Here is a 21,597-nt window from a genome sequence, read left to right on the forward strand (position 1 = left end):
CACGGTAAGTCCGTACACGGAACAATGTAGCTGCCGAAACTTCCAATTGCAAACAGTCCGTGTACCAACTAACCGTGCACGGAGGTAGCCTGTACCCATGACGACCGGAGCGCGATACGACGGGACGCTGGAAGACGGCATGGCCCACCAGCTGCGACGCGCCTCGCAGGCGGTGAACGCCTCGTGGCAGCTGCGCAGCGGTGACCTCACACCTCCGCAGTTCGCGGTGCTTCACGTCCTGGACGAGCGTGGAAGCCTCGACCAGAAGACACTGGGCGCCCTCGCCGCGGTCGACCGGTCGACGCTCACCCCACTTCTCGACCGGCTCGTGGCCCGCGGCCTGATCACCAAGAGCACGGACCCCGGCAACCGCCGCCGGCAACTGGTCTCCCTGACTCCTGCCGGGCACGAACGAGCGGCCCTGGGCCGCCAGCAGGCACAGGAGACAAGCCGCTGGATCGAGGAGCTGCTCGGACCTGAGCGGCTCGCGACCCTGACCCTGCTGCTCAAGGAACTCGGAGACGCAGGCCGCGACCAGCAGCCGTAGTGAGGGAGCCAGGAAAGGGGCGTCGCGTCGTGCTGTCCCCGTTTCCGGGGCCGGGGCGCGGAGCCGATGGTTTCGTGGCGGCTGGTCGCGAGCTGTTCGTGACCCGCGGCTCGATCGGAAGCGAAAGTACCGGCGCGCCGGCCGCGGGGGACACGGTCCGCTTCGCCGCGAGCGGCGGATCGGTGTCCGGCGCCCGCTGCACTGATCGTCCGGGAGATGAACACGGCCTCGCGATCTGTCCCTGCGAGGAGGCAGCGCCGGGTACCGGCCCGCGCGGTCCAGCGCCGGACGGCCGATGGCGCGCGCATCCCGAGACCGCGCGGGATCCCTGCCGCCATCAAGCGATCACCCTCACACCATTCAGAAGCGAGTGGTTCTGGACGGCGCCGATGTCGAAACTACGTCGCGGCTCACGGCCTCGTCTTCGGTCGATTGACTGCATGCACGTCAGTCGGTCGCCTTCCTGCCCGACCGCTCCCGGATTGTTCAGTCATCTGACGCATGCGGAACGGCCCCGCCGCGTGGTGAGAATCGGTCGCAGCCAGTTTCGAGCGGCTCGTTCGCGCTCAGGACCTTCACGATGCGTGGGTAGTTCCGCTCGAAGTGATCGCATGCGGAGGCGGTGGATACCCATGCCACGGAGAATGATCGTGGGGATGACGGGGGTGACCGGAGCCGTGTTCGGTGTCGAATTGTTGCGCCGACTGCGGCAGCAGCCGGATGTGGAGACCCATCTGGTGTTGTCCCCGTGGGCCAGGTCGACCGTGCGACGGGAGACCGGATTGTCGGCGCACGAGGTCATCGACCTCGCGGACGCGACGTACGCGTGGAACGACCAGGGCGCGCCGATCTCGTCGGGGTCGTTCCGGGGAGACGCCATGGTCATCGCGCCGTGCGGCTTGAAGACGCTGGCCGGAATATGCACCGGCTGTGCCGAGGGGCTCATTTCCCGTGCGGCCGACGTGACGCTGAAGGCCGGGCGCCGATTGGTACTCGTGGCACGGGACCCGCTCAGCGAGAGTCACCTGGACAACATGCTGGCGCTCACGCGCATGGGAGCTCGGATCGTCCCGCCGATGCCGGCCTGCTACAACCGTCCCGAGACGATCGGGGATCCGGTCAGCCATGTCGTCGTCCGCGTCCTGGACCAGTTGGACATTCATGTGCCGTCGCCACAGCGCTGGAACGGCATGTCCCACTCTCCCGCGCTGTAGGGAATCAGCACCGATGTCCGCGGTCACCGACCTTCGGGCCTACCTTTGTGAACTCGAAGCGCTCGGGACACCCAACTCGGCCTCGGCCTCGGCTATGGTCGCGGCTCACGAGGCCACCGCTTCCGCCGCCGCGGGTGGACGCCGCCTCCCCGCCCTGCAAACACGACACCCGACCCGCGGACCGGCTCGTGGCCGACGAAGCCGTCGTACCGGAGGTGTAGGCCGCGCGCGTCTACGACTGGAATTGACCCTCGGAATGGGCTTCGTGGGCGCCGGCTTCCAGTGCGGCGCGCAGCGCGGCGCGGGTGGTGATGCCGAGTTTCGGGAAGATCCGGTGCAGGTGGGAGCCGACCGTGCGGTGGGACAGGAACAGACGGGCGCCGATCTCCTTATTGGTGAGCCCGGTGGCGGCCAGTTCGGCGATCTGCCGTTCCTGGGCGGTCAGTTCGGGTGCCGCCGGGTCGGAACGCGCAGCGGCTACGCCGGTGGCGCGCAGTTCGTTGCGGGCGCGCTGCACCATCGCTCGCGCGCCGATCCGGTCGAAGGTCTCCATGGCGGCACGCAGCTGGATACGTGCGCGGGCGGTGTCCCGGGTGCGGCGCAGCCACTGTCCGTAGGCGAACTGGATACGTGCCTGCTCCCAGGGATAGCGGGCGGCTTCGGGCAGGGCCAGGGCCGCCTCGAACAGGGCGCCGGCCTTGTCGTCGTCCGCGGCCACGGCCGCGGCTCCGGCCGTGATGATCGCGATGCGCGTGCCGATGCGGTGGAGCCCGGCCTGCTGGGCGGCGACGACGTGTGCGCGGGCCTCCTCGCGGCGGCCGGTACGCATCGCCGCCTCGACCAGGTCGAGCACCACCCACCGGTTGGGGATGCCTGCGCTGGGGGCGCTGGGCGGGTCGATCTGCGCCACCTGGGTGTGGGCTTCCTCGAAGTCGCCTTGGCCCATGGCCGCGAGATGGCCGGCCGAGCGGGCGTACCTCATGGTGACGCCCATGCCCCGGGGCGCCGCCCAGGTGGTGGTCTCCTTGCTGCGGGCGCGGGCCAGGTCCACATCGCCGCGCAGCGCGGCACCGGAGGCCAGCACGGCCCGGATCTGCCGCTCCCAGAACGAGTAGCCATAGCCCGTCGCCAACTCCAGCCCCTGCTGCGCGAGGTTCTCGGCCTCGTCCCACCGGCCGTGTACGTAGGAGTCCTGGCAGAGCAGCATCAGCGCGGGCACCACCATGGCGATGGCGCCGCCGTCGCGTTCCCGCTCGATCATGCCGCGGACCGCGTAGCGGTAGTCGGACAGGGTGTCCATCGCGACCGCGGCGAAGGCCAGCGGAATCACTTCCCAGGGCGCAGCGGCCCGCGGGAGCGCGGCGAAGGCGCGGGCCAGACCCTCCCGGATGGCGTCCGAGGCCCGGGTGGGATCGACGTACGCGTCGTAACACAGCTGGAACGGGACGACCTGCTCGGGCTCGAAGCGGACCATGGCCTTCCTGAGCAGCTCCCACGTCTCCGGCCGCAGGGTGTAGAGGCTGACCAGCAGCAGCGCGTAGAGGATGCCGTACCTGTCCCAGGATTCCGGCCCGGCATCCTCGCCGGCGTCGAGCGCCCGGGTCAGCAGCCGGTACGCGGCGGAAACGTCGCCTTCGTCGTTCGTGAGCAGGTGGGCGGTGGCGGCGAAAACCAGCGCATCCGGGCTCTGCGGGGTCTGCCCGGCGTCCGCCAGCAGCCAGGTGACCTGGTCGAGCTGTCCGGCCATGGTGGCGAGGTGGGCGGCCTCGACCAGGCGCCGGGAGCGGTCTCCGGGGTGCGGGCTGAGTTCAGCCGCGCGCACCAGGGTGGCCACCGCGGTCGAGGCACGGCCGCGGTGCCGCGCGAGCATGGCCGCCTTGTCCAGCGCCCGGGCCACCGTCTCGTCGGGTCCGGTGCTGGCCGCGGCCAGATGGCACGCCTGGCGCTCGGGGTCGAAGGCCAGGGCCTCGGCGAGTGCCCGGTGCGCGGCCCGGCGCTCGCCCGGCGGGGCCAGGTACACAACCGCCGAGCGGGTCAGCGGATGGCTGAAGGTGACCTGTCGGGAGGCGGTGTCGGCGTGGACCAGCCGGGCCCGCTGTGCCGGGGCCAGGTCGTCCAGGTCCAGCGAGCATCGGGTCGTGACCCTGATGGTGTCCAGGTCGTCGTCGGCCGCCAGTGCGGCGAGCAGGAGTGCCTTTCTGGTCGCGCCGGGCAGATGGTCGAGCTCGGGGGCGAAGGTGTCCAGCAGCCGCTCGGACAGGGGCAGCACGCTGGGCACCGGCTGTGCGCCGGAGCGCTGCCGGTCGTTCAGAGTCGTCGGTAGCTCTTGGAGGGCCAGCGGGTTACCCGCGGCCTGGGCCAGCAGCCGGCGCCGCACGGTCGGCGCCAGGCCCGGCCACCGGGCCTCCACAAGCTCCGCCGCCGACTGGTCGTCCAGGGGCGGTACCGTCCGTTCCGGCAGCCCCACCTGGTGGAGAAGCCCTTTCAGCCCGGTACGGGCGGCGGCCAGCAGGGCCACAGGGGCTTGGCCCAGCCGACGCACGGCGAAGGCCAGTACCGTGGCGCTGGCCGGGTCGATCCACGGTGCGTCATCGGCCACCAGCAGCAGCGGGCATTCGTCGGCGGCAGCGCCGAGCAGGGAGAGTACGGCTGTGCCGGCGGTCAGCGGGTCCGGGAGAGCTGCCGGCGTCAGGTCGAAGAGCCGGCAGAGGACATCGCGCTGCGGGCCGGGCAGGAGATCGGCGTCCGCGCGCAGTGGGTAGAGCATCTGGTGGATCATGGCGAAACTGATCCCGGCCTCGAACTGCGCGCCGCAGGCGCGCAGCACACGCCTGCCGGCGGCACTCGCCCGGGCCGCGGCGACGTCGAGTAGCGCGGTCTTCCCGACCCCTGGGTCACCACGCAGCAGCAACCTGCGGCCGACGGGGCCGTACCCGGTGCGATCCTGATCGGCGAACAGCGAGTCGATCAGCACCAGCTCGTCCGCGCGCCCCACGAGACCGCCGAAGTCGCAACCGGCGGGCTGCGCGGGATACCTCCGGCTCTCGGAAGTCGCCACAGTGGTGAGGATAGGTTCCGCTCGTAGCACGGCACAACGCCGACCGCGCGCGTACCGCCCACCTTACGGGGTGTGCTCAGGCCGATGGCGTGCTTGTTTTCACCGCCGTACGGCGCTTGCGGCGAAGGGCGGCCATACGGTCTCGGTGCTTCCCCGGCGACCGCCCTAGCGTGAACCCGCTCGATTCGCGGTCTTGACCGCGGAGACTCTAGAAGCCTTTGCGTACGCCGCCGTCGACCGACAGCATCACGCCCGTGAGGTACGACGCTGCGGGCGAGAGCAGGAAGGCGGCGCTGCGGCCGAACTCGTCCGGGGTTCCGTAGCGGCGCAGGGGGACGCCGGCGGTGGCGCGTTCGCGGGCGGCGTCGGCGTCACCGTGCCGTGCGTCGAGTTCGCGTACCCGGTCGGTCTCGATGTGGGCGGGCACGAGGCCAACAACACGGATGCCTCTGGGGCCCAGCTCGTTGGCGAGGTTCTTCGCGTAGCCGGCCAGGCCCGGCCGCAGGGCGTTGGAGATCGCGAGGCCGGGAATGGGCTCGTACACGGAGCTGGAGAGGACGAAGCCGATGGCACCTCCCTCGCCCAGCTCGGCGGCGACGGCGCGGGAGAGCCGCACCGCGCCGAGGAAGACCGACTCGAAGGAGGCGCGCCACTGGTCGTCGTCGATGGTGTCCGAGGTGCCTGCCGGGGGCCCGCCGACGCTGATGAGCACTCCGTCCAGGCGCTTGAACGCGTCACGGGCCGCGGCGATCAGCCGCTCCGGAGTGTCGGCGTCGGCGTTGTCGGCCACGACGCCGACTGCCTGCCCCGGGCCGCCGAGGTCCGCCTGTGCGGCGGCGACCGACTTCTCGTCGCGGCCGCTGACGACCACCCGCGCGCCGTCCGCCACCAGTTCGCGCGCGGCGGCCATGCCCAGCCCGCGGGTGCCGCCGGTGACTATGTACACCCGGTCCTTCAGTCCGAAGTCCATGTTTGTTGTCCTCTCTCCGCTGTTCCTTCTTCGACCGCCCGATCCGCGCGGCCTACAACATCGCCTTCTGGGGCTGCGTGGCGACGACGATGACGGTGGTGGTGCCGGCGGTCAGGGCCGACTTGAACTCGCGCTCCAGGTCCTCGGTGGTATCCACGTCGACCGCGCGGCATCCGAAGCCGCGGGCGACGGAGGCGATGTCGAGCCCGGGCAGGTCGAGCCCGGGCACCCCGGGGGTCTCCTCCAGCAGGGCGAACGACTTGAGGATGGAGTACTCCTGGTTGCGCATGACGACGTAGACGATCGGGAGGTTGTGCTGGGCGGCCGTGTAGATGGCCTGCACGGAGTACTGGAAGGAGCCGTCGCCGATCAGGCCGATCACCGGCCGTTCGGCGCCCCTGTCCCGGTCGCCGAGCGCGACGCCCACGGCGGCCGGGGTGCCCCAGCCGATGCCTCCGCTGGCCGTGGCGAAGAACGATCCGGACCGGGTGGTGGGGAGCCACTCGATCTGCTGCGCCATCGTGGAGGTCGATTCGTTGACGATGACCGCGTCGGCCGGCCGGACCCTGCTGAGGGTGGCGTACACCTCCGGCGGGGTGAGCGGGGTGTTCGGCGCCTGGGGGAGCTCGCGGGGCCGCGGCATCGGTTCCGGCGCAGTCCGCGCCGAACCCTCGGCGACCATGTCCAGGAGCAGCTCGATCGCCGTCTTGGGATCGCCCAGGAGGCTGTCACCGACCCGCGCCGCCGCGGCCACCGCCGGGTTGCCGGTGATCTGCAGCAGCTCCGTGCCCTCCGGCAGGTACGGCCCGGGCACGTAGGGGTAGTAGCGGAACACCTCCGCGCCGATCACGACCACCAGGTCGTGGCCCGTCAACCGATCGCTGATGGTCTTGACCGACATGCCGAGCGGGCCGCCGAAGAGGGGGTGGTCCTCCGGGAAGGAAGCCCGGTCCAGCAGTGGGGCGCCGTAGACGGCCGCGCGCAGCTTCTCCGCCAGCGCGACGGCCGCGTCCCAGCCACCGGCCCGGTCCACCTCCGGACCGAAGACCAGCGCGGGACGACGGCTGGCCGAGATGCGATCGGCGAACATGCGCAGCCGAGCGGTGTCGGGGGCGACGCGGTCGCTGACCGTCCGCACCCGGGTGAAGCCGGACAGGGGCCGCTTCCAGTCGTCCATCGGAATCGACAGGTACACCGGGCCCGTCGGCGGCTGCAGCGCCTCCGCGTAGGCCCGCATGAAGGCTTCGGGTACATCTTCGGCGCGGGCGGGTTCGTACGACCATTTCACCCACGGCTTGGGCAGCGTGACGGCCTCTCGGTTGCCGAGATACGGGTCGCCGATCACCAGCTCCCGGTGCTGCTGGCCGGAGGTGATGATCAGGGGTGTGTTGCCGTGGTAGGCCGCCACCAGGTTGCCCACCGCGTTTCCCATCCCGGCCGAGGAGTGCAGGTTGACCAGCGCGGGTCGGCCGGTGACTTGGGCGAAGGTGTCGGCCATCGCGATGACGGAAGCCTCCTGCAGTGCCAGGACGTAGGTGAAGTCCTCGGGGAATTCCTGCAGGAACGGCTGCTCGGTGGAACCGGGGTTACCGAAGACCGTGGTGAGTTTCAGGGTTCGCAGCAGGTCGTAGGTCACGCTGCGGACGGTGGACTTCTCAGTCATGGTTGCCATCGACTCCTTGCTGGGGCTGGGTTTCTGGTGCGACGGGTCTGGTGGGGGGGTGCGCGCTATTCCATGCGATGCCGAGTGCCGTCTTCGGCGTCGTGGGGTGCCGGAAGCGTGCGCCAATCTGATCCTGCTGCACAAATAGGTACTTGTCATGACATATAAACCGTTCGGTGACGAGCCTGATGGGGGGCTGGGCCCAGGTCGCTGAGGACGTGGACCATGGCCGACCACTCGGTGAGCGAGGTACCGCCGATGCGTCCGTCCCGCGACTGGTCGGCGGCTGTCAGGTGAGGCGGCGGAGGGCCTCGGGAGCGAGGTCGGCGAGGGTGGGATAGCCGTCGACGGCCATGATCAGGTCTGCTTCGGCGAGCAGGGACCTCAGGACGTGGACGACGCCGGCCTCGCCGCCGTACGCGAGGCCGTACGCGCAGGGGCGGCCGATGCCGACGGCGGTGGCGCCCAGGCCGATGGCCTTGATGATGTCGGCTCCCGTGCGGACACCGGAGTCGAACAGGACGGGCGTGTCGTCGGCGGCCTGGACCACGCTGGGCAGGACGTCGAGGGCGGGCAGGCCGCCGTTGGCCTGGCGGCCGCCGTGGTTGGAGCAGTAGATGCCGTCCACGCCGCCGTCCTTGGCGCGGCGGACGTCGTCGGGGTGGCAGATGCCCTTCAGGATCAGCGGCAGGTCGGTGATCGAGCGCAGCCAGGACAGGTCGTCCCAGGTGAGCGGGTTGCCGAAGATCCGCACCCATTCGGCGACCGCGGCCGCCGGGTCGTCCTCCGGGCTGCGGGCGAGGCGGGCGCGGAAGACGGGGTCGCTGGTGTAGTTGGTCAGGCAGTTCCCGCGCAGCTGGGGGAAGTTGCTGACGGCGAGGTCGCGGGGGCGCCAGCCGGTGATCCAGGTGTCCAGGGTGACCACGATGCCCTTGAAGCCGGCCTTCTCGGCCCGGTGCACCAGGCTCTCGGCCAGCTCCCGGTCGGTGGGCGTGTAGAGCTGGAAGAAGCCCGGGGTGGCGCCGAACTCGGCGGCGACCTCCTCCAGCGGATCGACGGTCAGGGTGGAGGCGACCATCGGCACGCCGGTGCGGGCGGCGGCACGGGCCGTGGCGAGATCGCCGTGGCCGTCCTGCGCGCACAGCCCGATCACGCCGACCGGGGCCATGAACAGCGGTGAGGGCAGGCGCATCCCGAACAGGTCGACGGACAGATCCCGGTCCGTGGCCCCCACCATCATCCGCGGGACGAGGCCCCAGCGTTCGAACGCGGTGACGTTGGCCCGCTGGGTGCGCTCGTCGCCGGCTCCGGCCATGACGTAGGAGCGCACGGAGGCGGGCATCGCGGCCTGAGCCAGCGGCTCCAGCTCGTCGTAGGTCATCGGGAAGCGCGGCACCACCCCGCGCAGCCCGTCCATGTAGATCTCGTCCTGATAGTCGCCGTACGCCATGGTCCGGCCCTCCTCACGCTCGACAGGTGCGGGCCCCTGAAGTCCACAATGGGAGAGTGACGCGTGAAAGCCGCCAAACGCAGGATTCTGCCTCGCGGGAGAGGACCATGCAGGATGATGCACCAGCGCTGCTGACAGAGGACGACCTGGCACTGATCAACGCCCTGCAGCTGCAGCCGCGGGCCTCATGGACCGAGCTCGGGCGTGCCCTGGAGGTCGACCCGGTCACCGTCGCCCGCCGCTTCGGCCGCCTGTCCGAGCAGGGCGCCGCCTGGGTGGGATTCTCACCCGGCCCACGCCTGTTCGAGCAGATCTGCGTGGCCTTCGTCGTGATCGACTGCGCTCCCGGCGCCACCACCGGGGTCGCCCAGGCACTGAGCGCCCACCCCCACATGCTCACGATCGAGCGCGCGGCCGCCGGCCACGACATCCTCGCCATCGCCGCCACCCGCGACCTGCCGGCCCTCTCCCGCTACACCCTCGACCTGCTCCCGCACCTTCCCGGCATCACCGCCGTGGAAGTCCGGATCGTCACCCACATGTTCACCGAGGGCGGCCGGTGGCGCATCGCCGCCCTGGACCCCGCCCAGCGTGCCCAGCTGACCGGCCCGCCCCCGGCCCAGATCCCTGTCGCCCCGGGCGAGATCACGCCCTTCGACCGCGCCCTCATCACCCGGCTCGCCCACGACGGCCGCGCGCCCTATCAGACTCTGGCGAGCGACCTCGGCGTCAGCCTCAACACCGCAAAACGCCGCACCGAACAGCTCACCCGACGCGGCCTGCTGCGGTTCCGCTGCGACTTCGCCCGCCCCCTCGGTGGCTGGCCCGTCGCGGTCACCCTCTGGGCCAGAGTCCCGCCCGCCGATCTCCCCGAGATCGGGCACGCCCTCGTCCGTCTGCCCGAGACCCGTAACTGCGCCGCCGTCAGCGGCCCTCACAACCTCATCCTCCAGGCCAGCCTGCACTCCGTCAGTGACGTCCTGCGCTTGGAGACCCAGCTGGCCTCCGCTCACCCGAGCCTCGACATCGTCGACCGCGTCATCGCCCTGCGCCAGGACAAGCTGATGGGGCGCCTCCTGGACCCCCACGGCCGCTCCGTCGGTATCGTCCCGCCCGACTTCTGGTCGGAGCCGGAGATGTGACGCACACGGTGCCCCGAGCCGCCGACTCCTCCACGTTCGTCAGGGCCGAGCGTGCCTACGGGCATGTCGCGCTGAAAGCGCCAACAGGGCGAGGGATTTGACCCAACCAGGTCGCTGCGGGAGTAGATGCGGAGCTTCGAGTAGACGTGCGTGAGGTGGTATTGGACGGCACCCGGCTCACTGGGACAGCAGAAGACAATGAGCGACCTGGTCTCGGATGCCCTCGAAGCCCATGGCGGCGTGGAGCGGTGGCGGCCACGCGCCGAGGGCTCCGTCGTGACCGCCCCAGCTGCCCAGTATCTGTACGACTTCGCGGAAGCGTCCTCTGACATCTACGCGACCCGCGCCGCGAGGACTCGGCTTCAGGGACTGAGCAGGCCGGGGTTCTCACGGACGTATTCAGTGACCCCGGTCGGAGGCCGTCCGATGACCTGCTCGACGCCGTCCGCCCTGCGGTCGTATCGGTTCTCCGCGTGAAGGCGAGCCATGGTGGAGATGTGCTGGAAGACGTGGTCCGGCAGCCCCAGCGGTCTGAGGTCGTCGTCGATCCATTCCTGCAGGCCGACGTCGGTGTAACTGACCGGCTGGCCCAGAGCTGTGGAAACCTCCTCCGCCATGGCGGAGATGTCCTCCGAGCGGGGGCCGGTCAGCTCATAGACGCGGCCGGTGTGCGGGGCCGGATCGGCCAGGATCTCTGCCACGACCGCGGCGACGTCCCCGGCTGCCACGGGGGAGGTTTTCGCCTGGCCGAAGGGCAGTCTGATGCTTCCGTCCTTCGCGATCGAGGAGAAGCCGACACGGAACAGCGGGTTCTCCATGAACACGGTGGGCCTGATCTGGACGACGGGCAGGCCTGACCAGCCGAGGACCTGCTCCACCAGCCAGTGGTGCCGCTGCTGCACAGACTCGGAGGTGCTGGTGAGGTCCATCTCGGAGACGGTCAGCTGCGACATGTTCACGAACGCTTCCAGGCGCCCGTACGCACGCGCGACGGCCGCCACCGTCATGGCAGCCTCCAGATACTGCGCCGATACGCCCATGCCGAAGTACATCCGCCCGCAACCGGACAGGGCGTCAGCCACATCGCCCGCACGCGTGAGGTCTCCGACGACGACCTCGGCACCCGTCGCACGCAGCGCCTCCGCCCGTTCGTCGTCGCGACGCACCATGGCCCGCACGGGCAGGTCCCGTTGCCGGAGAATTTCGACCACGGTTCGGCCGACGGCGCCGACGCTACCCGCCGCGCCCGGCACCAGTATGGGCAGCAAACTGCCTTCTGGGGGGGCGGTCCATACGAGGAGCGTGCGGTGCACGTCGCCGGGGCGCAACCGGAGCCCGATGAGCCGATACGCCCGGTGGCGGTGGGTCGCGTAGCCCGTGACACGGACGCGAGCCGGTCACCGCTCGGCAGATGCGCGCCGCGGGCCCGGGGTGTCCCATCCGAAACAGCTACCAAGGGCGTACGAGGACGGTGCCGACCTTGCCGGGCCCTACTGCGTGTTCGACGGCGTCGGTCAGTGCGCCGAGGCCGTACGTGGCGGCCACTTCGAACTGGTCCTTGAACGTCAGCGCGATCAGCTTCGCGGTGGCGACGTCGGATGCCCGCCTCTCGGCGGAGACCTCGGACAGCCACCGGCCGATGTTCTTGCCCTGCAGCGTCAGCGATTTGTGCAGCAGCTTCGACGCGTGCACCGAGATCGGCTCCGAACGTTCGGGAACCGCTTGCGTAGCTTGGCGGCGCCTCGGTCGCTGCGGACGACGTTGATGAGGCCGAGGCCGTGGAGTTCGCCGAACGATTTACTGTCCCGACGTGACCCGTCGTGGTGGTGGTTCACTTGGGTGGTGTACGGGTGATGGATCGGTTCCGGATGGGTGTACTGACGGGCGGTCGGGCAGCGCGGCGTTGTCTGGTCGCGCTCACTTGCCAGATGGCGAGGAGCAGCAGCGTGCCGGTTTCAGCGAGGAGGCTGAGGACGGCTTGTGGTGCCGGTTGCAGACCGCGCTCGGTGAATCCGAACACGCCAACGGTGCGCGAAGCGGTGAAGCCGCCGAGGGCGCCGAGCGCGACGCCTGCCTCGGAGATCCTCAGCAGCGGGGGTGGTGTCCCGATCAGCAGCAGGGCAGCGAGGGCGAAGGATGCGCTGGCCTGGAGCAGGAACAGGGGGCCGATGATGTGGATGAAGCGGTACCCGTCGATGTAGAGCTGGGCGTGGATGTATCCGCCGGCGGCGAGGGTTGCGGCGGTCGCCGCCCGTAGGGTAGGGACGAGGAATCTTTGGGTGTTCATGCCAGCCTCTGGTCCTTGATGGCCAGTTCGCGGTCGCCTTGGCGGTAGCCGACGCTGCGGATGCCGAGTGCGTCCTTGAGCTGCCGGGCAGGGACGACCTGGGGCGTGGGGGCGGGGGCGCGGCCCGGTTTGGGCAGGGGGTAGGCGGTGGTGGTGGCGGAGTGGAAGGTGATGTTGCCCTCTGTCTTGGTGAACAGTTGGTGGACGTGTCCGTTGAGACAGGTGACGGAGGAGAAGCGGCGCAGGAGGGCGATGACTTTGAGGGCGTCGTCGGTGCTCCAGCCCCACTTCGGGTACATGGCGAACAGCGGGATGTGGCTGAAGACCACGATGGGGGTGTCCGATGGCAGTCCCGCCAGGTCTTTGCGTACGAAGTCGATCTGCGCGTTGCCGAGGTGCCCGAGTTTCTCCAGGCTCAGGGTGTTGACCAGGGCGATGAAGTGCACGCCATGGGTGTCGAAGCTGTACCAGCCGTCGCCGAGCGTGCCCTTGCCGAAGGTCTGCCGGTAGGCGCGGCCTGCGTCGCCGATGGAGTCGTGTTCGCCCGGTACGGTGAAGACGCGGTCTGTCTGCATTCCGGTCATCATCTGCTTGACCTGGTCGAACTGCCCGGCCGTGGACAGGTGGGTCAGGTCGCCGCTGTGCATGACGAAGTCCGGTCTGAATCCGAGTGAGTTGACCTGGTGGATCGCTTCGGTGAATGAGCCGGCCACGTCCGTGTTCGCCGGGCCCTGGAACCCGATATGGCTGTCGGAGACCTGGACGAACCGCAGCGTGCCGCTTCCCGCTGCGACGGCCTCGGCGGCAGCCCCGGCGTTGGTGTCCCGGGAGTCCGCGATGTGGCTGATCACCTCTCCGCTGGCCACGGTCAGCACCACCGCGCCGCCGAACCATCCGGCGTGACGCATGAGTTGACGCCGGGTCATACCGTGTTCCGTGTCGGGCTGGCCGGCGTCGTCGGCCGGTGCTCCGTCGTGACGGTCGTAGTAGTCGGTCATTGGGTCACCTCCACGGTGGCGGTCATGAACGGATGGATGGTGCAGATGTAGGCGTAGGTGCCGGGCTTGGTGAACGTGTAGCTGTAGGTGGCGTGGGTGGCCAGGGCGGCCGAGTGCAGGGGGCCACCCGATGCGGCGCTGGTGACGGTGTGGGCGTCGGTGTCCTGGTTCGTCCACGTCACCGTCGTGCCCGCTTTGACCTGCAACGTGGCCGGAGAGAATGCGAAGTTCTTGATCGCGACGGCATTCCCGGTCACCGGCGCGGCCGCCGCGCCCGTGCTCGAGGTACTCATGGGCATGCTCATGCTGGGCATCGGGGAGGCGCCGGGAGCGGAGCCCGCCGCTTTCCCCGACCCCGTGGCACCGGGCATCCCGGGGGTCTGGTGCTGACCCGGACCGGGCGTGATGACGCCGGCTCCGGAGGACGAGGGATGCGACGACGGGCCGCATGAGCTGAGGAGTCCCAGCGCACCGGCGGTGGCGATGGTGGCGACGGCCAGCCCGGCCGCAGCACGGGATCGCCGAGTTGGTGGGCGAAGGTTCACGTACATGGTGTGCGTTCCTCACTGATCAGGCGGAGACGGGAACTGCGCCGGCTCGGGCGCACGCAACCGCAGGGATGTGGTGGATGGCGCGTTCATGGGCACGCGTCCCTCACGGACCCAGGGAGCGAGCCTGGGTACCGCCCCGTGCCGGCTGCCCGCCTCGAGGTGCTCCGCGCTGCGCATCCGCCCTGCCGCGCCACGAGGATGAAGGCGGCACGCGGCAGTTCGCCCGAGCAGGCAGCCGCGAGCGACTCGGGGCAGGTCGGCGTCGCCCATACGGGTGATGGGCACACTGGCCCGGATGGAGTTCTGCCCCGGTCGCCGCTCAGCCGCCGATCACTGTGCGTAGCGCCATCGGCGTGGTGTGTGCTGGACATCGGTCGGGGCTGCAGAGTGGCACCGGCTTCGATGCACGGGGGCGGGGGAGCCGGGCCGGGCGAGAGCGCGTGCGTCGCGTGGTGCATTTCGGTCACCCCTGTTCCACCCCTTGCCGCAGGGGAAGCGATGAGGAGTTGCGCGTAAGCCGGTTCTTGTTCGCCTCCACGGACGGCATGGCTGCAGCGGTTCGATTGATACGCACCTTTTGTGGGACTTCATGGGATCGCTGCAGTTCAGCCGGTCCGGACCCGCGCATGCTTGACCATGGCGAGGTCGTAACGCCGCAAGGGTGTACCACCTGCAGCACTCACAGTGCGTGACCCGTGCCGAGCTGTTCGTGCAGGACAAAGCGGCGCATATGCCTGATGATCGTGGTATGCCCTGGAGTTCCCGAAAACGTGGTTCAAGGACCGATCCGGATCGCTCCGCGCACCGTGTCTCTGATAGAGGGACCCTTTCGACCGCGGATGAGGAACTGCTGCGCACGCTGTACACGGAGCACTCAGGAGCCCTGTTCCACTACGTGCTGCGACTGACCTCAGGAGACTGGCAATGGGCAGAGGACGTGGTACAGGAGACACTGCTGCGAGCGTGGCAGCATCCCGCCGCGTTCGACCCCGCACGCGGTCCGGCCCGGGCATGGCTGTGTACGGTCGCTCGACACCTGGTCATCGACGCCCACCGGGCCCGGCAGTCCAGGCCGGCCGAGGCCGGCGGCGATGTGCTGGAGCGAGCCGCCGAGCAGAAGCCGGGCAAGGACGAGATCGAGCAGGCACTGCAGAGCTGGGCGGTTGCCGAAGCCGTCCGGTCACTGTCCCCGGACCACCGCGCCGTCCTGCTGGAGACCTACTATCGGGGCCGGACCATGGCGGAGGCCGCACAGGTGCTGGGCGTCCCGCTGGGCACAGTGAAGTCGCGGACGTACTACGCCCTGCACGCCCTGCGGCTGGCGCTGCAGGAACGGGGGATCGAGCCATGACCGTGGCGGGCAGGAGGCGGCGACCATGAGTGCGGAGCACGACGCCCTCCGGCTGACGCTGGGAGGTTACGTCTTGGGCACGCTGCCCTCGGCGGAAATGGAACAGGTGCGCATCCACCTCGCGGCATGCACCGAATGCCGGGCCGAACACGCCCAGCTGGCGGGATTGCCTGCGCTGCTGGCGACGGTGACCGAAGCCGAAGCCTCGGGCCAGACGGTGCTGGCGGCCGAAACGGATTTGACCGACCGACTGATGGTACGGGCAGCCGAAAGCGCGCAGGGCTCCCCGCTGCCCGAACGGCCCGCCGCGTTCGCGGTGTCGAAGACCCCAGAGGGGGGTGTGCTGGAGAGGCTGCTCCAGCAGGCTGCGGCCAGGCGCCGCAGGTCTTGGCGTCTGCAACTGGCCGGCGCTGCGGTCTCGCTGACGTTCATCGCGGCAGCGGCCGGTGGCACATGGCTGGCGGCCATCGGATCCGTGGGCAGTCAGGCGAGGCCGCCCGGGCCGACCGCGCCGACCGTCTGGCGCACCTTCTCCGGGAGCGATCCCGCCACCGGCGTCTCCGCCTCGGTGAAGGTCTCGCCCTCTGCCTGGGGCAGTGTCCTGCAGATCTCCGCAGGAGGGGCACCCGCCGGAATCACCTGTCGGCTGCAGGCGGTCGGGCCCGGCGGGGCCAGGACGGACGGCGCTACCTGGCGGGCAGGCGAGTACCCTCCCGGCACCACGATCCCAGGAGCGGTCGCCATGGCTCCGGGAGCCATCGAGCACTTCGAGATCCTCGCGGGCAACGGTCAGAAGCTGGTCACCATCCGAGCGTGAGGCCAGACCATGGCGGTCATGTCACTGGGCGGCCGGTCGCCCAGTGGCATGACGGCAGCAGCAGGGCGTGAGGATTGGTGGCACAAGAGGCCAAGACGACGTCGCCTTCGAAAGGCCGGGCGCTCCGCGGCGAGGGACCCCGATCATTCGACAAGCACCGGGCCGCCTCAAGACCGGTGGACCGAGCTGGAGGGGCGCGCACAGGACGTCCAGCTGATGGCCATGGAAGAGGTTTCTGCCCGTGACACCGGCTGGACGGGCACGCTCGTGATCACCGTAGCCCCTCGATCCCGCCGCGCCGCGTGGCTCCGGGATCGGCGGGACCGTCCGACAAGGCTCGCGGCCGATGAGTGTGGCGGCTTCGGAGGCCGCCACCGGCACCTGTATGACCGAGGGGCTGAGCGGCAGCCAGCGCGCGGAGGCGGCTGATGGTCGAGTCGGCCGCCGCCAGCCGGGAAGGATCACCCCGGCCAGGTTGATCAAGGTGAAGCCCGTCCGGGTACGCGACCAGCAGGTCGAGGGTCGAGGGGTGGGTTGAAGCAGCCATCCGATCGATCTGTCCGCGGTGGTGCCACACATCGCGGGGCCGGTCAGCTGCGGCGGCTGCTTCCCCTGCACGACATGTCTCGGGCGGCTGTGTCGGTACCCGGGCAGTTCTGCAGCTCGGTCGTGGGGCTCTGACCTGCTTCCCTCACGCGACCTCCCCAGGGGGCCGGTCGGCCATCCCGCGCCGGGCCCCGCGGGTGCCGGCCGCGTACACGGGCGGGCACGGCTGTGCGAAAGGGGGCGGCGGCATACATCTCCGCTTCCGCCGGAGGAGGTGAAAAGCGGCACCCTGGCCCTTCCCGCGACGCGCCGACGGTTTCCGGGCCCTGGTCACTCTCGCCCCCGCTCCGTCGAACCAGCCCAGTCCGCAGCTGACTTCATGCATGAGCGGGCCGACGGGGCGCGCACGACTCTTCTTTTCCCGAAGTCCGTACAACCCGGAGAAGAGGATCCATCACCTCTGCACGCGGCGGACCGCGATCCGGCCGAAATGTAGGCACGGACGTCCGTCCCAGGTCTACGGTGCGACGCTTCCACGGGGTCGTCCGGAAGACCACCGGCGAGGGGGCCGAACTGCCGGTGCCCAGTCCGGCCGCGCAACAGCCAGCTCTGGACAGAGGCAGCTGAGCCCAGACAGGCGCCGACATTGACATGACGCGCAGGAATCGGAACAAAAAAGGCAAATAGCTCGAACCATCCGACATGTGTCGTCCGTGGAACTGATTGAGCGCGCCCACGCAGGATCAGGATCCGGCCTACCGACCACCCCCGAATTGCTTGCGGTCACCCCGTTCCGGTCTCCGCACATCGACAGAAGAGCCAGAAGACCATGTTCGTGACCGATTCCCCCAGCCCGACTTCACTGCTCGGCCGGCCCTGCCGTCGCCATGCACTGCTCACCCTGCCGGCGCAGGAGGCGCACGTCTCCGCCGCTCGTCACTTCGCAGCCGATTTGCTGGAGACCTGGAGTGTGCCCGCGGGTGAGCGGGACTCCGCCATTCTCATCGTCGACGAACTCGCCGCCAACGCTGCCCAGTACGGCCATGAGCGCATGACCCTGCTGCTCGCCCTCGATCACGAAACTCTGCACATCGTGGTCACCGACTCCGGCGCGGCCGTGGAGCGTCATCGCCCCGGCATCGCCTCCGACGAACACGGCCGTGGCACCGGCATCGTCCAGTTCCTCGCCCAGTCGACCGAGATTCGCCAGACACGCAGCGGCCGCGAAGTCCGCGCCTGCCTGAGGTGCTCGCCATGACCGGGCCGGACGCTCCGCACGAGCTGCGACCCCCTGCCGGGGCCGGCGCCGCAGCACAGCGACGGACCACCGGGGGCGGCCGCGGCGAAAGGCCACCCGACACCCCCGCCGAGTGGTCCTTCGCGACCCACAAGCCGTGTCCCATCGACGGCTGCCCGGGCCCGGCCCAGGTGCCCATGCGGTCCGCTGCCCGCCCATCGGCACTCGATCGCGGCGGCCCCCACGACGACACGGTGCTGTGTCAACGCTGCGGCGCCGGCCCCTGCGTACCGGCGGAGGTGTGAGCGTGGACGTCACCCCGAACAGCGGCAAGGGCATCGACGCCCCGCCCCCGCACGAGGCATATACGCATGCGCCAGATCTGCGCCGCGAGATGCACCAAGTGCTGGCCCCCGGAGCCGAACGCGCCTGGCTGCTACGCCGGAAGGCCCTCATGGACCGGAGGGCCCTGGACGACCCCGGCCCCGTCGCAGCTGCCGCGGAACCCGCCGAGCAACTCGTCCTCCACGACCGCCGGCATCTCGACCTGGCTGCCGGCCCGCACCACCCCGACACCATCACGCTCGCGTGGCCGACACAGATGAGCCACGCGCATGACCGCCAGTTGTCACAACCCGCCACCAGCGACAAGGAGCCACAGAACATGGGTGGAAAGCAGAAGACACTCGCCATACTTGCCGGAGCCGCGCTGGCAGCCGGACTCGCCGGCCCGGCCTTCGGGTCCACCACCGCTCACTTGCCGGCCCTGCGCACCGCCGCGACGGGGGCAGGGATGTCGGTCGTGGAGTGGAACCGCGAGCTCGTCACCATCCTCAGCAATCCGAAGGCGCAGCCGTCCACCGTCCAACCCACGCGCAGCTTCGCGCTTCTGCAGGCTGCCGAGTACGACGCGGTGATATCGATCACCCGGGCCGGCCCCGCCTACGTGTTCTCGGTGACGGCGCCAAGAGGCGCTCGTGCGGACGCCGCAGCGGACCAGGCGGCCCACGATGTGCTGGTCGCCCTTTACCCGGCCAGGCGCGCAGGCTTGAACCAGCGGCTGAGCAGCCAATTGTCCGCGATATCCGGCGGCCCGGGCAAGCAGGCGGGTATTGGTGTGGGAGCGGAGGTCGCCCGCAGGCTGATCACCCTGCGGTCCAATGACGGATCCTCAGCCAAGCCGCCGCAGTTCCGCCCCGGCGACAAGGCCGGGGACTACCGGCCCACCCCTCCCAATTTCCAGACACCGGTGTTCACCGACTGGGGCTCGGTCAAGCCGTTCGTACTGGACGACGGACGGCAGTTCCGCCCGGCACCGCCGCCGGCCGTGAGCAGCGCCGCGTACGCCACCGCCTTGAACGAGGTCAAGAGCCTGGGGAGCAAGACCAGCACCATCCGCACTCCCGGTCAGACGGCAGCCGCGAAGTTCTGGGCGGCGGCACCCGTATGGAACGTCTGGAACCAGATCACGCAGAACCTCGTCACCTCCCAGAACGCGAACCTGGAGAAGGCGGTGAAGGTCTTCGCCCGGCTCGACCTGTCCCTCGCCGACACCGCGATCGCGATGTACGACGCCAAGTATGTCTACCACGTCTGGCGGCCCGTGACGGCCATCCGGCTCGGCGGTACGCACTACAACCCGAGCATCGTCGGGGATCCCAGCTGGACCCCTCTGCTGCCGACCGCACCGGATCCGTCCTATCCGGGCGCTCACGGCGCTCTCAGCCAGGCCGCGGCAACGACGCTCGCCGGACTCTACGGGGCGCGGCATCATTTCGCGGTGACCTCGAAGGGCGTCACTCGAACCTTCACCGGCTTCCAGGACGCCGCCACCGAAGCGTGGCTCAGCCGGATCTGGTCCGGCCAGCACACCTCCCTTGACAACCACGCGGGCCAGCAACTCGGCACCCAGGTGGCCGACTTCGTGGCAGGTCGGCTCTGACCGCACCGGCACGCTACAACCATGCACATGGTAGGGCCGAGAAGCCAGTGGTCCCGTCGCATCGGGTACCACTGGCTCGGGCCACGCTCAGAGGGCGGCCATCCTCCGTGCCGAGGGCCCGCAGCTGCTGGCCGGCAGGCAGGATGTCTGCCCGCAGGAAGTCCTGGCTTCCTGTCACCGCGACGCACTGACTGAATGACTGTCGTGGTCCGACCCACCCGGTCCAGGTCGCTGAGCGCGGGCCCGCCCATGTCACTGTCGGCGGGCCCGCAGTCGGGGGACTCGCTCGAGTCCCCGTAGGACTGCTGCAGAGTCACCCTTTTTCAAAGGTCCTGACGTCCATGCCGGGGATCGGCGTCAGGACCGGAGCCAGGATCCTCATCGACGTCGGCGACGCCAGCAGCTTTCCCATTGCAGCCCACCTGGCCGCCTACGCAGGTCTCGCCCCAGCGACGAGGAGCTCAGGCTCCTCGATCCGCGGTGAGCAACCGTCCCGGCGGAGAAACAAGCAGCTCAAACGAGCCTTCTTCCTCTCCGCGTTCGCGTCGCTGGCCGCCCCGGCCTCTAGGACCTACTACGACAAGAAGATCAACCAGAGCAAACGCCACACCCAAGCCCTGCTCTGCCTCGCCAGACGACGAGCCGATGTGCTCTTCGCCATGCTCCGCGACGAAACCTTCTACGAACCGCATACCACAACTGCCCTCACATAACCGGCGGTTCAGCCAGGCGCAAGACACGATCGGCTTCAACATCGAACCCGAGTACCGGATGACCGTAATCGCCCTCCAAATCCATCAGTACCGGCTTTCCCAGCCGTCGACCGATGTCCCGCAGGAAACGGCAGAAGAGATCGAGTCGCTCCTGCCCCTGGAGCTCCCGCAGATCTACATCGAAGTCGATCTCCTCCACCGCATGGAAACGGAAGATCGCCAGCACCTCGGTTGACAGCCAGACCCGCAGCTCAGGGCACTCGGCGTCGGCCGGGCGGGAGAGCACTGCATCCGCCCTGGGCGCCGGCAGCACCGTCTCGCCCTTGGAGTACTGGCACTGCCAGCCCCGCTCACCGACGAGATCAAGGAATGCCTGCCAGTCCTCCACCGAGGCATCCGGGACACGCACGTCCGGCAGCGAACCCATCAGATCAGGATCGAAAAAGTACGCAACGTCGTCTCACGGCAGATCAGACACCCCGCCATGCTGCCCGGCAGCCCATCACGACGCAGCCCGATTTCCTTGACGTACCACATAGAGGCACCCCCCGGCGGCAGTGCGGCGCGTTCCAGTCGCCCGCGGACGTGATCAGCGAAGGCGAGCTCGCCGGCCTCCCAAGACCGCGTGGCCACGGCCCCGGGCTGGACCATGATCAACGATCGGTCCCGGCGTGGGTCCGTCGTCGCCATGGCATGAGCCATCAGGATCATCAGTTACACGAGGAACAACCGACAGCACGTCGTTCCTCTCGGCTTGGAGGTGCTTTCCATGGCTGCAGAACTGGACGGATCCACCGCTCTTGTCACCGGCGCCACAGCTGGCATCGGCCGGGCCGTGGCCCTGCGCCTGGCAGCGTTGGGGGCCTCGGTCATCGTCCACGGGCGGGACGAGCAGCGGGGTGCTGAGACTGTCAAAGAGATCGCTGCCGCAGGCGGGAAGGCTCGGTTCGTTGCTGCGGATCTGAGTAGCTCTGAAGATGTCCTGCGTCTTGCCGCTGAAGCAGGCGAGGTGGACGTTCTGATCAACAACGCCGGTATCTACCGGTTCGCCAGTACGCCGGACACCACCGCCGAGATGTTCGACGCTCAGATGGCCGTCAACTCACGCGCG

Annotated in this window: 19 protein-coding genes and 1 pseudogene; 9 read left to right on the forward strand and 11 right to left on the reverse strand. The window is 69.5% G+C overall.

Annotated features, from left to right (window positions below; genetic code table 11):
* Positions 1 to 97: 97 nt before the first annotated feature.
* Entirely contained in the window at positions 98 to 547 is a 450-nt protein-coding gene (locus ACWC2T_RS41280) for a MarR family winged helix-turn-helix transcriptional regulator (RefSeq protein ID WP_067051826.1), read from the forward strand.
* A 632-nt stretch (positions 548 to 1,179) separates the two neighbouring features.
* Complete coding sequence (locus ACWC2T_RS41285; RefSeq protein ID WP_450675437.1) at positions 1,180 to 1,761, forward strand: UbiX family flavin prenyltransferase; 582 nt, start codon at positions 1,180 to 1,182, stop codon at positions 1,759 to 1,761.
* 232 nt (positions 1,762 to 1,993) lie between these two features.
* Here ACWC2T_RS41285 and ACWC2T_RS41290 read toward each other — a convergent pair whose 3' ends face one another.
* From ACWC2T_RS41290 to ACWC2T_RS41305, 4 genes are all read right to left on the reverse strand, one after another.
* Positions 1,994 to 4,819, reverse strand: coding sequence for an AAA family ATPase (locus tag ACWC2T_RS41290; protein ID WP_450675438.1), 2,826 nt, complete (start codon positions 4,817 to 4,819; stop codon positions 1,994 to 1,996).
* A gap of 208 nt (positions 4,820 to 5,027) precedes the next feature.
* Complete coding sequence (locus ACWC2T_RS41295) at positions 5,028 to 5,789, reverse strand: SDR family oxidoreductase (RefSeq protein WP_158916915.1); 762 nt, start codon at positions 5,787 to 5,789, stop codon at positions 5,028 to 5,030.
* 52 nt (positions 5,790 to 5,841) lie between these two features.
* Positions 5,842 to 7,452 carry a benzoylformate decarboxylase gene (mdlC, locus tag ACWC2T_RS41300; RefSeq protein ID WP_450675439.1) on the reverse strand — a complete coding sequence of 537 codons (1,611 nt, stop codon included), beginning with the start codon at positions 7,450 to 7,452 and terminating at the stop codon, positions 5,842 to 5,844.
* Between the two features lie 289 nt (positions 7,453 to 7,741).
* The gene (locus tag ACWC2T_RS41305) at positions 7,742 to 8,902 is read right to left on the reverse strand and encodes an alpha-hydroxy-acid oxidizing protein (RefSeq protein WP_450675440.1); all 1,161 of its coding nucleotides are present in this window, start codon (positions 8,900 to 8,902) and stop codon (positions 7,742 to 7,744) included.
* Positions 8,903 to 9,009: 107 nt separating this feature from the next.
* Here ACWC2T_RS41305 and ACWC2T_RS41310 point away from each other — a divergent pair, with 107 nt between their 5' ends.
* A complete protein-coding gene (locus ACWC2T_RS41310) occupies positions 9,010 to 10,044 on the forward strand; it encodes an Lrp/AsnC family transcriptional regulator (protein WP_450675441.1) in 1,035 nt (344 codons plus the stop codon).
* Between the two features lie 362 nt (positions 10,045 to 10,406).
* Here the strand turns inward: ACWC2T_RS41310 and ACWC2T_RS41315 are convergent, their stop codons facing one another.
* The 5 genes from ACWC2T_RS41315 to ACWC2T_RS41335 form a co-directional block, all read right to left on the reverse strand.
* On the reverse strand, positions 10,407 to 11,312 hold the full coding sequence (locus tag ACWC2T_RS41315) for an NAD(P)H-binding protein (protein WP_450675442.1): 906 nt from the start codon (positions 11,310 to 11,312) through the stop codon (positions 10,407 to 10,409).
* 181 nt (positions 11,313 to 11,493) lie between these two features.
* Positions 11,494 to 11,736 carry a hypothetical protein gene (locus ACWC2T_RS41320; RefSeq protein ID WP_450675443.1) on the reverse strand — a complete coding sequence of 81 codons (243 nt, stop codon included), beginning with the start codon at positions 11,734 to 11,736 and terminating at the stop codon, positions 11,494 to 11,496.
* 139 nt (positions 11,737 to 11,875) lie between these two features.
* Positions 11,876 to 12,331: a hypothetical protein gene (locus tag ACWC2T_RS41325; RefSeq protein ID WP_450675444.1), complete on the reverse strand. Its 456-nt coding sequence runs from the start codon at positions 12,329 to 12,331 to the stop codon at positions 11,876 to 11,878.
* Positions 12,328 to 13,329, reverse strand: coding sequence for a metallophosphoesterase family protein (locus ACWC2T_RS41330; protein ID WP_450675445.1), 1,002 nt, complete (start codon positions 13,327 to 13,329; stop codon positions 12,328 to 12,330). The genes ACWC2T_RS41325 and ACWC2T_RS41330 overlap by 4 nt, the downstream gene beginning before the upstream one ends.
* On the reverse strand, positions 13,326 to 13,622 hold the full coding sequence (locus tag ACWC2T_RS41335; RefSeq protein ID WP_450675446.1) for a plastocyanin/azurin family copper-binding protein: 297 nt from the start codon (positions 13,620 to 13,622) through the stop codon (positions 13,326 to 13,328). The genes ACWC2T_RS41330 and ACWC2T_RS41335 overlap by 4 nt, the downstream gene beginning before the upstream one ends.
* Before the next feature lie 1,006 nt (positions 13,623 to 14,628).
* Between ACWC2T_RS41335 and ACWC2T_RS41340 the strand changes: the two genes are divergently transcribed.
* From ACWC2T_RS41340 to ACWC2T_RS41360, 5 genes and pseudogenes are all read left to right on the forward strand, one after another.
* Positions 14,629 to 15,231, forward strand: coding sequence for a sigma-70 family RNA polymerase sigma factor (locus ACWC2T_RS41340; RefSeq protein ID WP_351216297.1), 603 nt, complete (start codon positions 14,629 to 14,631; stop codon positions 15,229 to 15,231).
* A gap of 25 nt (positions 15,232 to 15,256) precedes the next feature.
* The gene (locus tag ACWC2T_RS41345; RefSeq protein ID WP_450675447.1) at positions 15,257 to 16,048 is read left to right on the forward strand and encodes an anti-sigma factor family protein; all 792 of its coding nucleotides are present in this window, start codon (positions 15,257 to 15,259) and stop codon (positions 16,046 to 16,048) included.
* A 1,381-nt stretch (positions 16,049 to 17,429) separates the two neighbouring features.
* A complete protein-coding gene (locus tag ACWC2T_RS41350; RefSeq protein ID WP_228623664.1) occupies positions 17,430 to 17,852 on the forward strand; it encodes an ATP-binding protein in 423 nt (140 codons plus the stop codon).
* 286 nt (positions 17,853 to 18,138) lie between these two features.
* Positions 18,139 to 19,773: a vanadium-dependent haloperoxidase gene (locus tag ACWC2T_RS41355; protein ID WP_351216302.1), complete on the forward strand. Its 1,635-nt coding sequence runs from the start codon at positions 18,139 to 18,141 to the stop codon at positions 19,771 to 19,773.
* Positions 19,774 to 20,075: 302 nt separating this feature from the next.
* Positions 20,076 to 20,486: pseudogene (locus ACWC2T_RS41360) on the forward strand (transposase); the annotation flags it as partial.
* Here the strand turns inward: ACWC2T_RS41360 and ACWC2T_RS41365 are convergent.
* A complete protein-coding gene (locus ACWC2T_RS41365; RefSeq protein ID WP_450675448.1) occupies positions 20,479 to 20,913 on the reverse strand; it encodes a hypothetical protein in 435 nt (144 codons plus the stop codon). The pseudogene ACWC2T_RS41360 and the gene ACWC2T_RS41365 sit on opposite strands and share 8 nt — an antisense overlap.
* Complete coding sequence (locus tag ACWC2T_RS41370) at positions 20,913 to 21,197, reverse strand: hypothetical protein (protein ID WP_450675449.1); 285 nt, start codon at positions 21,195 to 21,197, stop codon at positions 20,913 to 20,915. Before ACWC2T_RS41370 ends, ACWC2T_RS41365 begins: the two co-directional genes overlap by 1 nt.
* A gap of 58 nt (positions 21,198 to 21,255) precedes the next feature.
* On the opposite strand from ACWC2T_RS41370, the gene ACWC2T_RS41375 reads away from it, so the two are divergent.
* Positions 21,256 to 21,597 (forward strand): SDR family NAD(P)-dependent oxidoreductase (locus ACWC2T_RS41375; protein ID WP_450675450.1); only part of this gene is annotated, 342 nt, incomplete at its 3' end.

Source organism: Streptomyces sp. NPDC001393 (assembly GCF_053597455.1).

What these genes read in the sequence shown, in the direction of transcription:
- ACWC2T_RS41280 (WP_067051826.1), top strand. Translation starts at nt 98, where the DNA reads ATGACGACCGGAGCGCGATACGACGGGACGCTGGAAGACGGCATGGCC.
- ACWC2T_RS41285 (WP_450675437.1), top strand. Translation starts at nt 1,180, where the DNA reads ATGCCACGGAGAATGATCGTGGGGATGACGGGGGTGACCGGAGCCGTG.
- ACWC2T_RS41295 (WP_158916915.1), bottom strand. Translation starts at nt 5,789, where the DNA reads ATGGACTTCGGACTGAAGGACCGGGTGTACATAGTCACCGGCGGCACC.
- mdlC (WP_450675439.1), bottom strand. Translation starts at nt 7,452, where the DNA reads ATGACTGAGAAGTCCACCGTCCGCAGCGTGACCTACGACCTGCTGCGA.
- ACWC2T_RS41305 (WP_450675440.1), bottom strand. Translation starts at nt 8,902, where the DNA reads ATGGCGTACGGCGACTATCAGGACGAGATCTACATGGACGGGCTGCGC.
- ACWC2T_RS41310 (WP_450675441.1), top strand. Translation starts at nt 9,010, where the DNA reads ATGCAGGATGATGCACCAGCGCTGCTGACAGAGGACGACCTGGCACTG.
- ACWC2T_RS41325 (WP_450675444.1), bottom strand. Translation starts at nt 12,331, where the DNA reads ATGAACACCCAAAGATTCCTCGTCCCTACCCTACGGGCGGCGACCGCC.
- ACWC2T_RS41330 (WP_450675445.1), bottom strand. Translation starts at nt 13,329, where the DNA reads ATGACCGACTACTACGACCGTCACGACGGAGCACCGGCCGACGACGCC.
- ACWC2T_RS41335 (WP_450675446.1), bottom strand. Translation starts at nt 13,622, where the DNA reads ATGAGTACCTCGAGCACGGGCGCGGCGGCCGCGCCGGTGACCGGGAAT.
- ACWC2T_RS41340 (WP_351216297.1), top strand. Translation starts at nt 14,629, where the DNA reads ATGCCCTGGAGTTCCCGAAAACGTGGTTCAAGGACCGATCCGGATCGC.
- ACWC2T_RS41345 (WP_450675447.1), top strand. Translation starts at nt 15,257, where the DNA reads ATGAGTGCGGAGCACGACGCCCTCCGGCTGACGCTGGGAGGTTACGTC.
- ACWC2T_RS41365 (WP_450675448.1), bottom strand. Translation starts at nt 20,913, where the DNA reads ATGGGTTCGCTGCCGGACGTGCGTGTCCCGGATGCCTCGGTGGAGGAC.
- ACWC2T_RS41370 (WP_450675449.1), bottom strand. Translation starts at nt 21,197, where the DNA reads ATGATCCTGATGGCTCATGCCATGGCGACGACGGACCCACGCCGGGAC.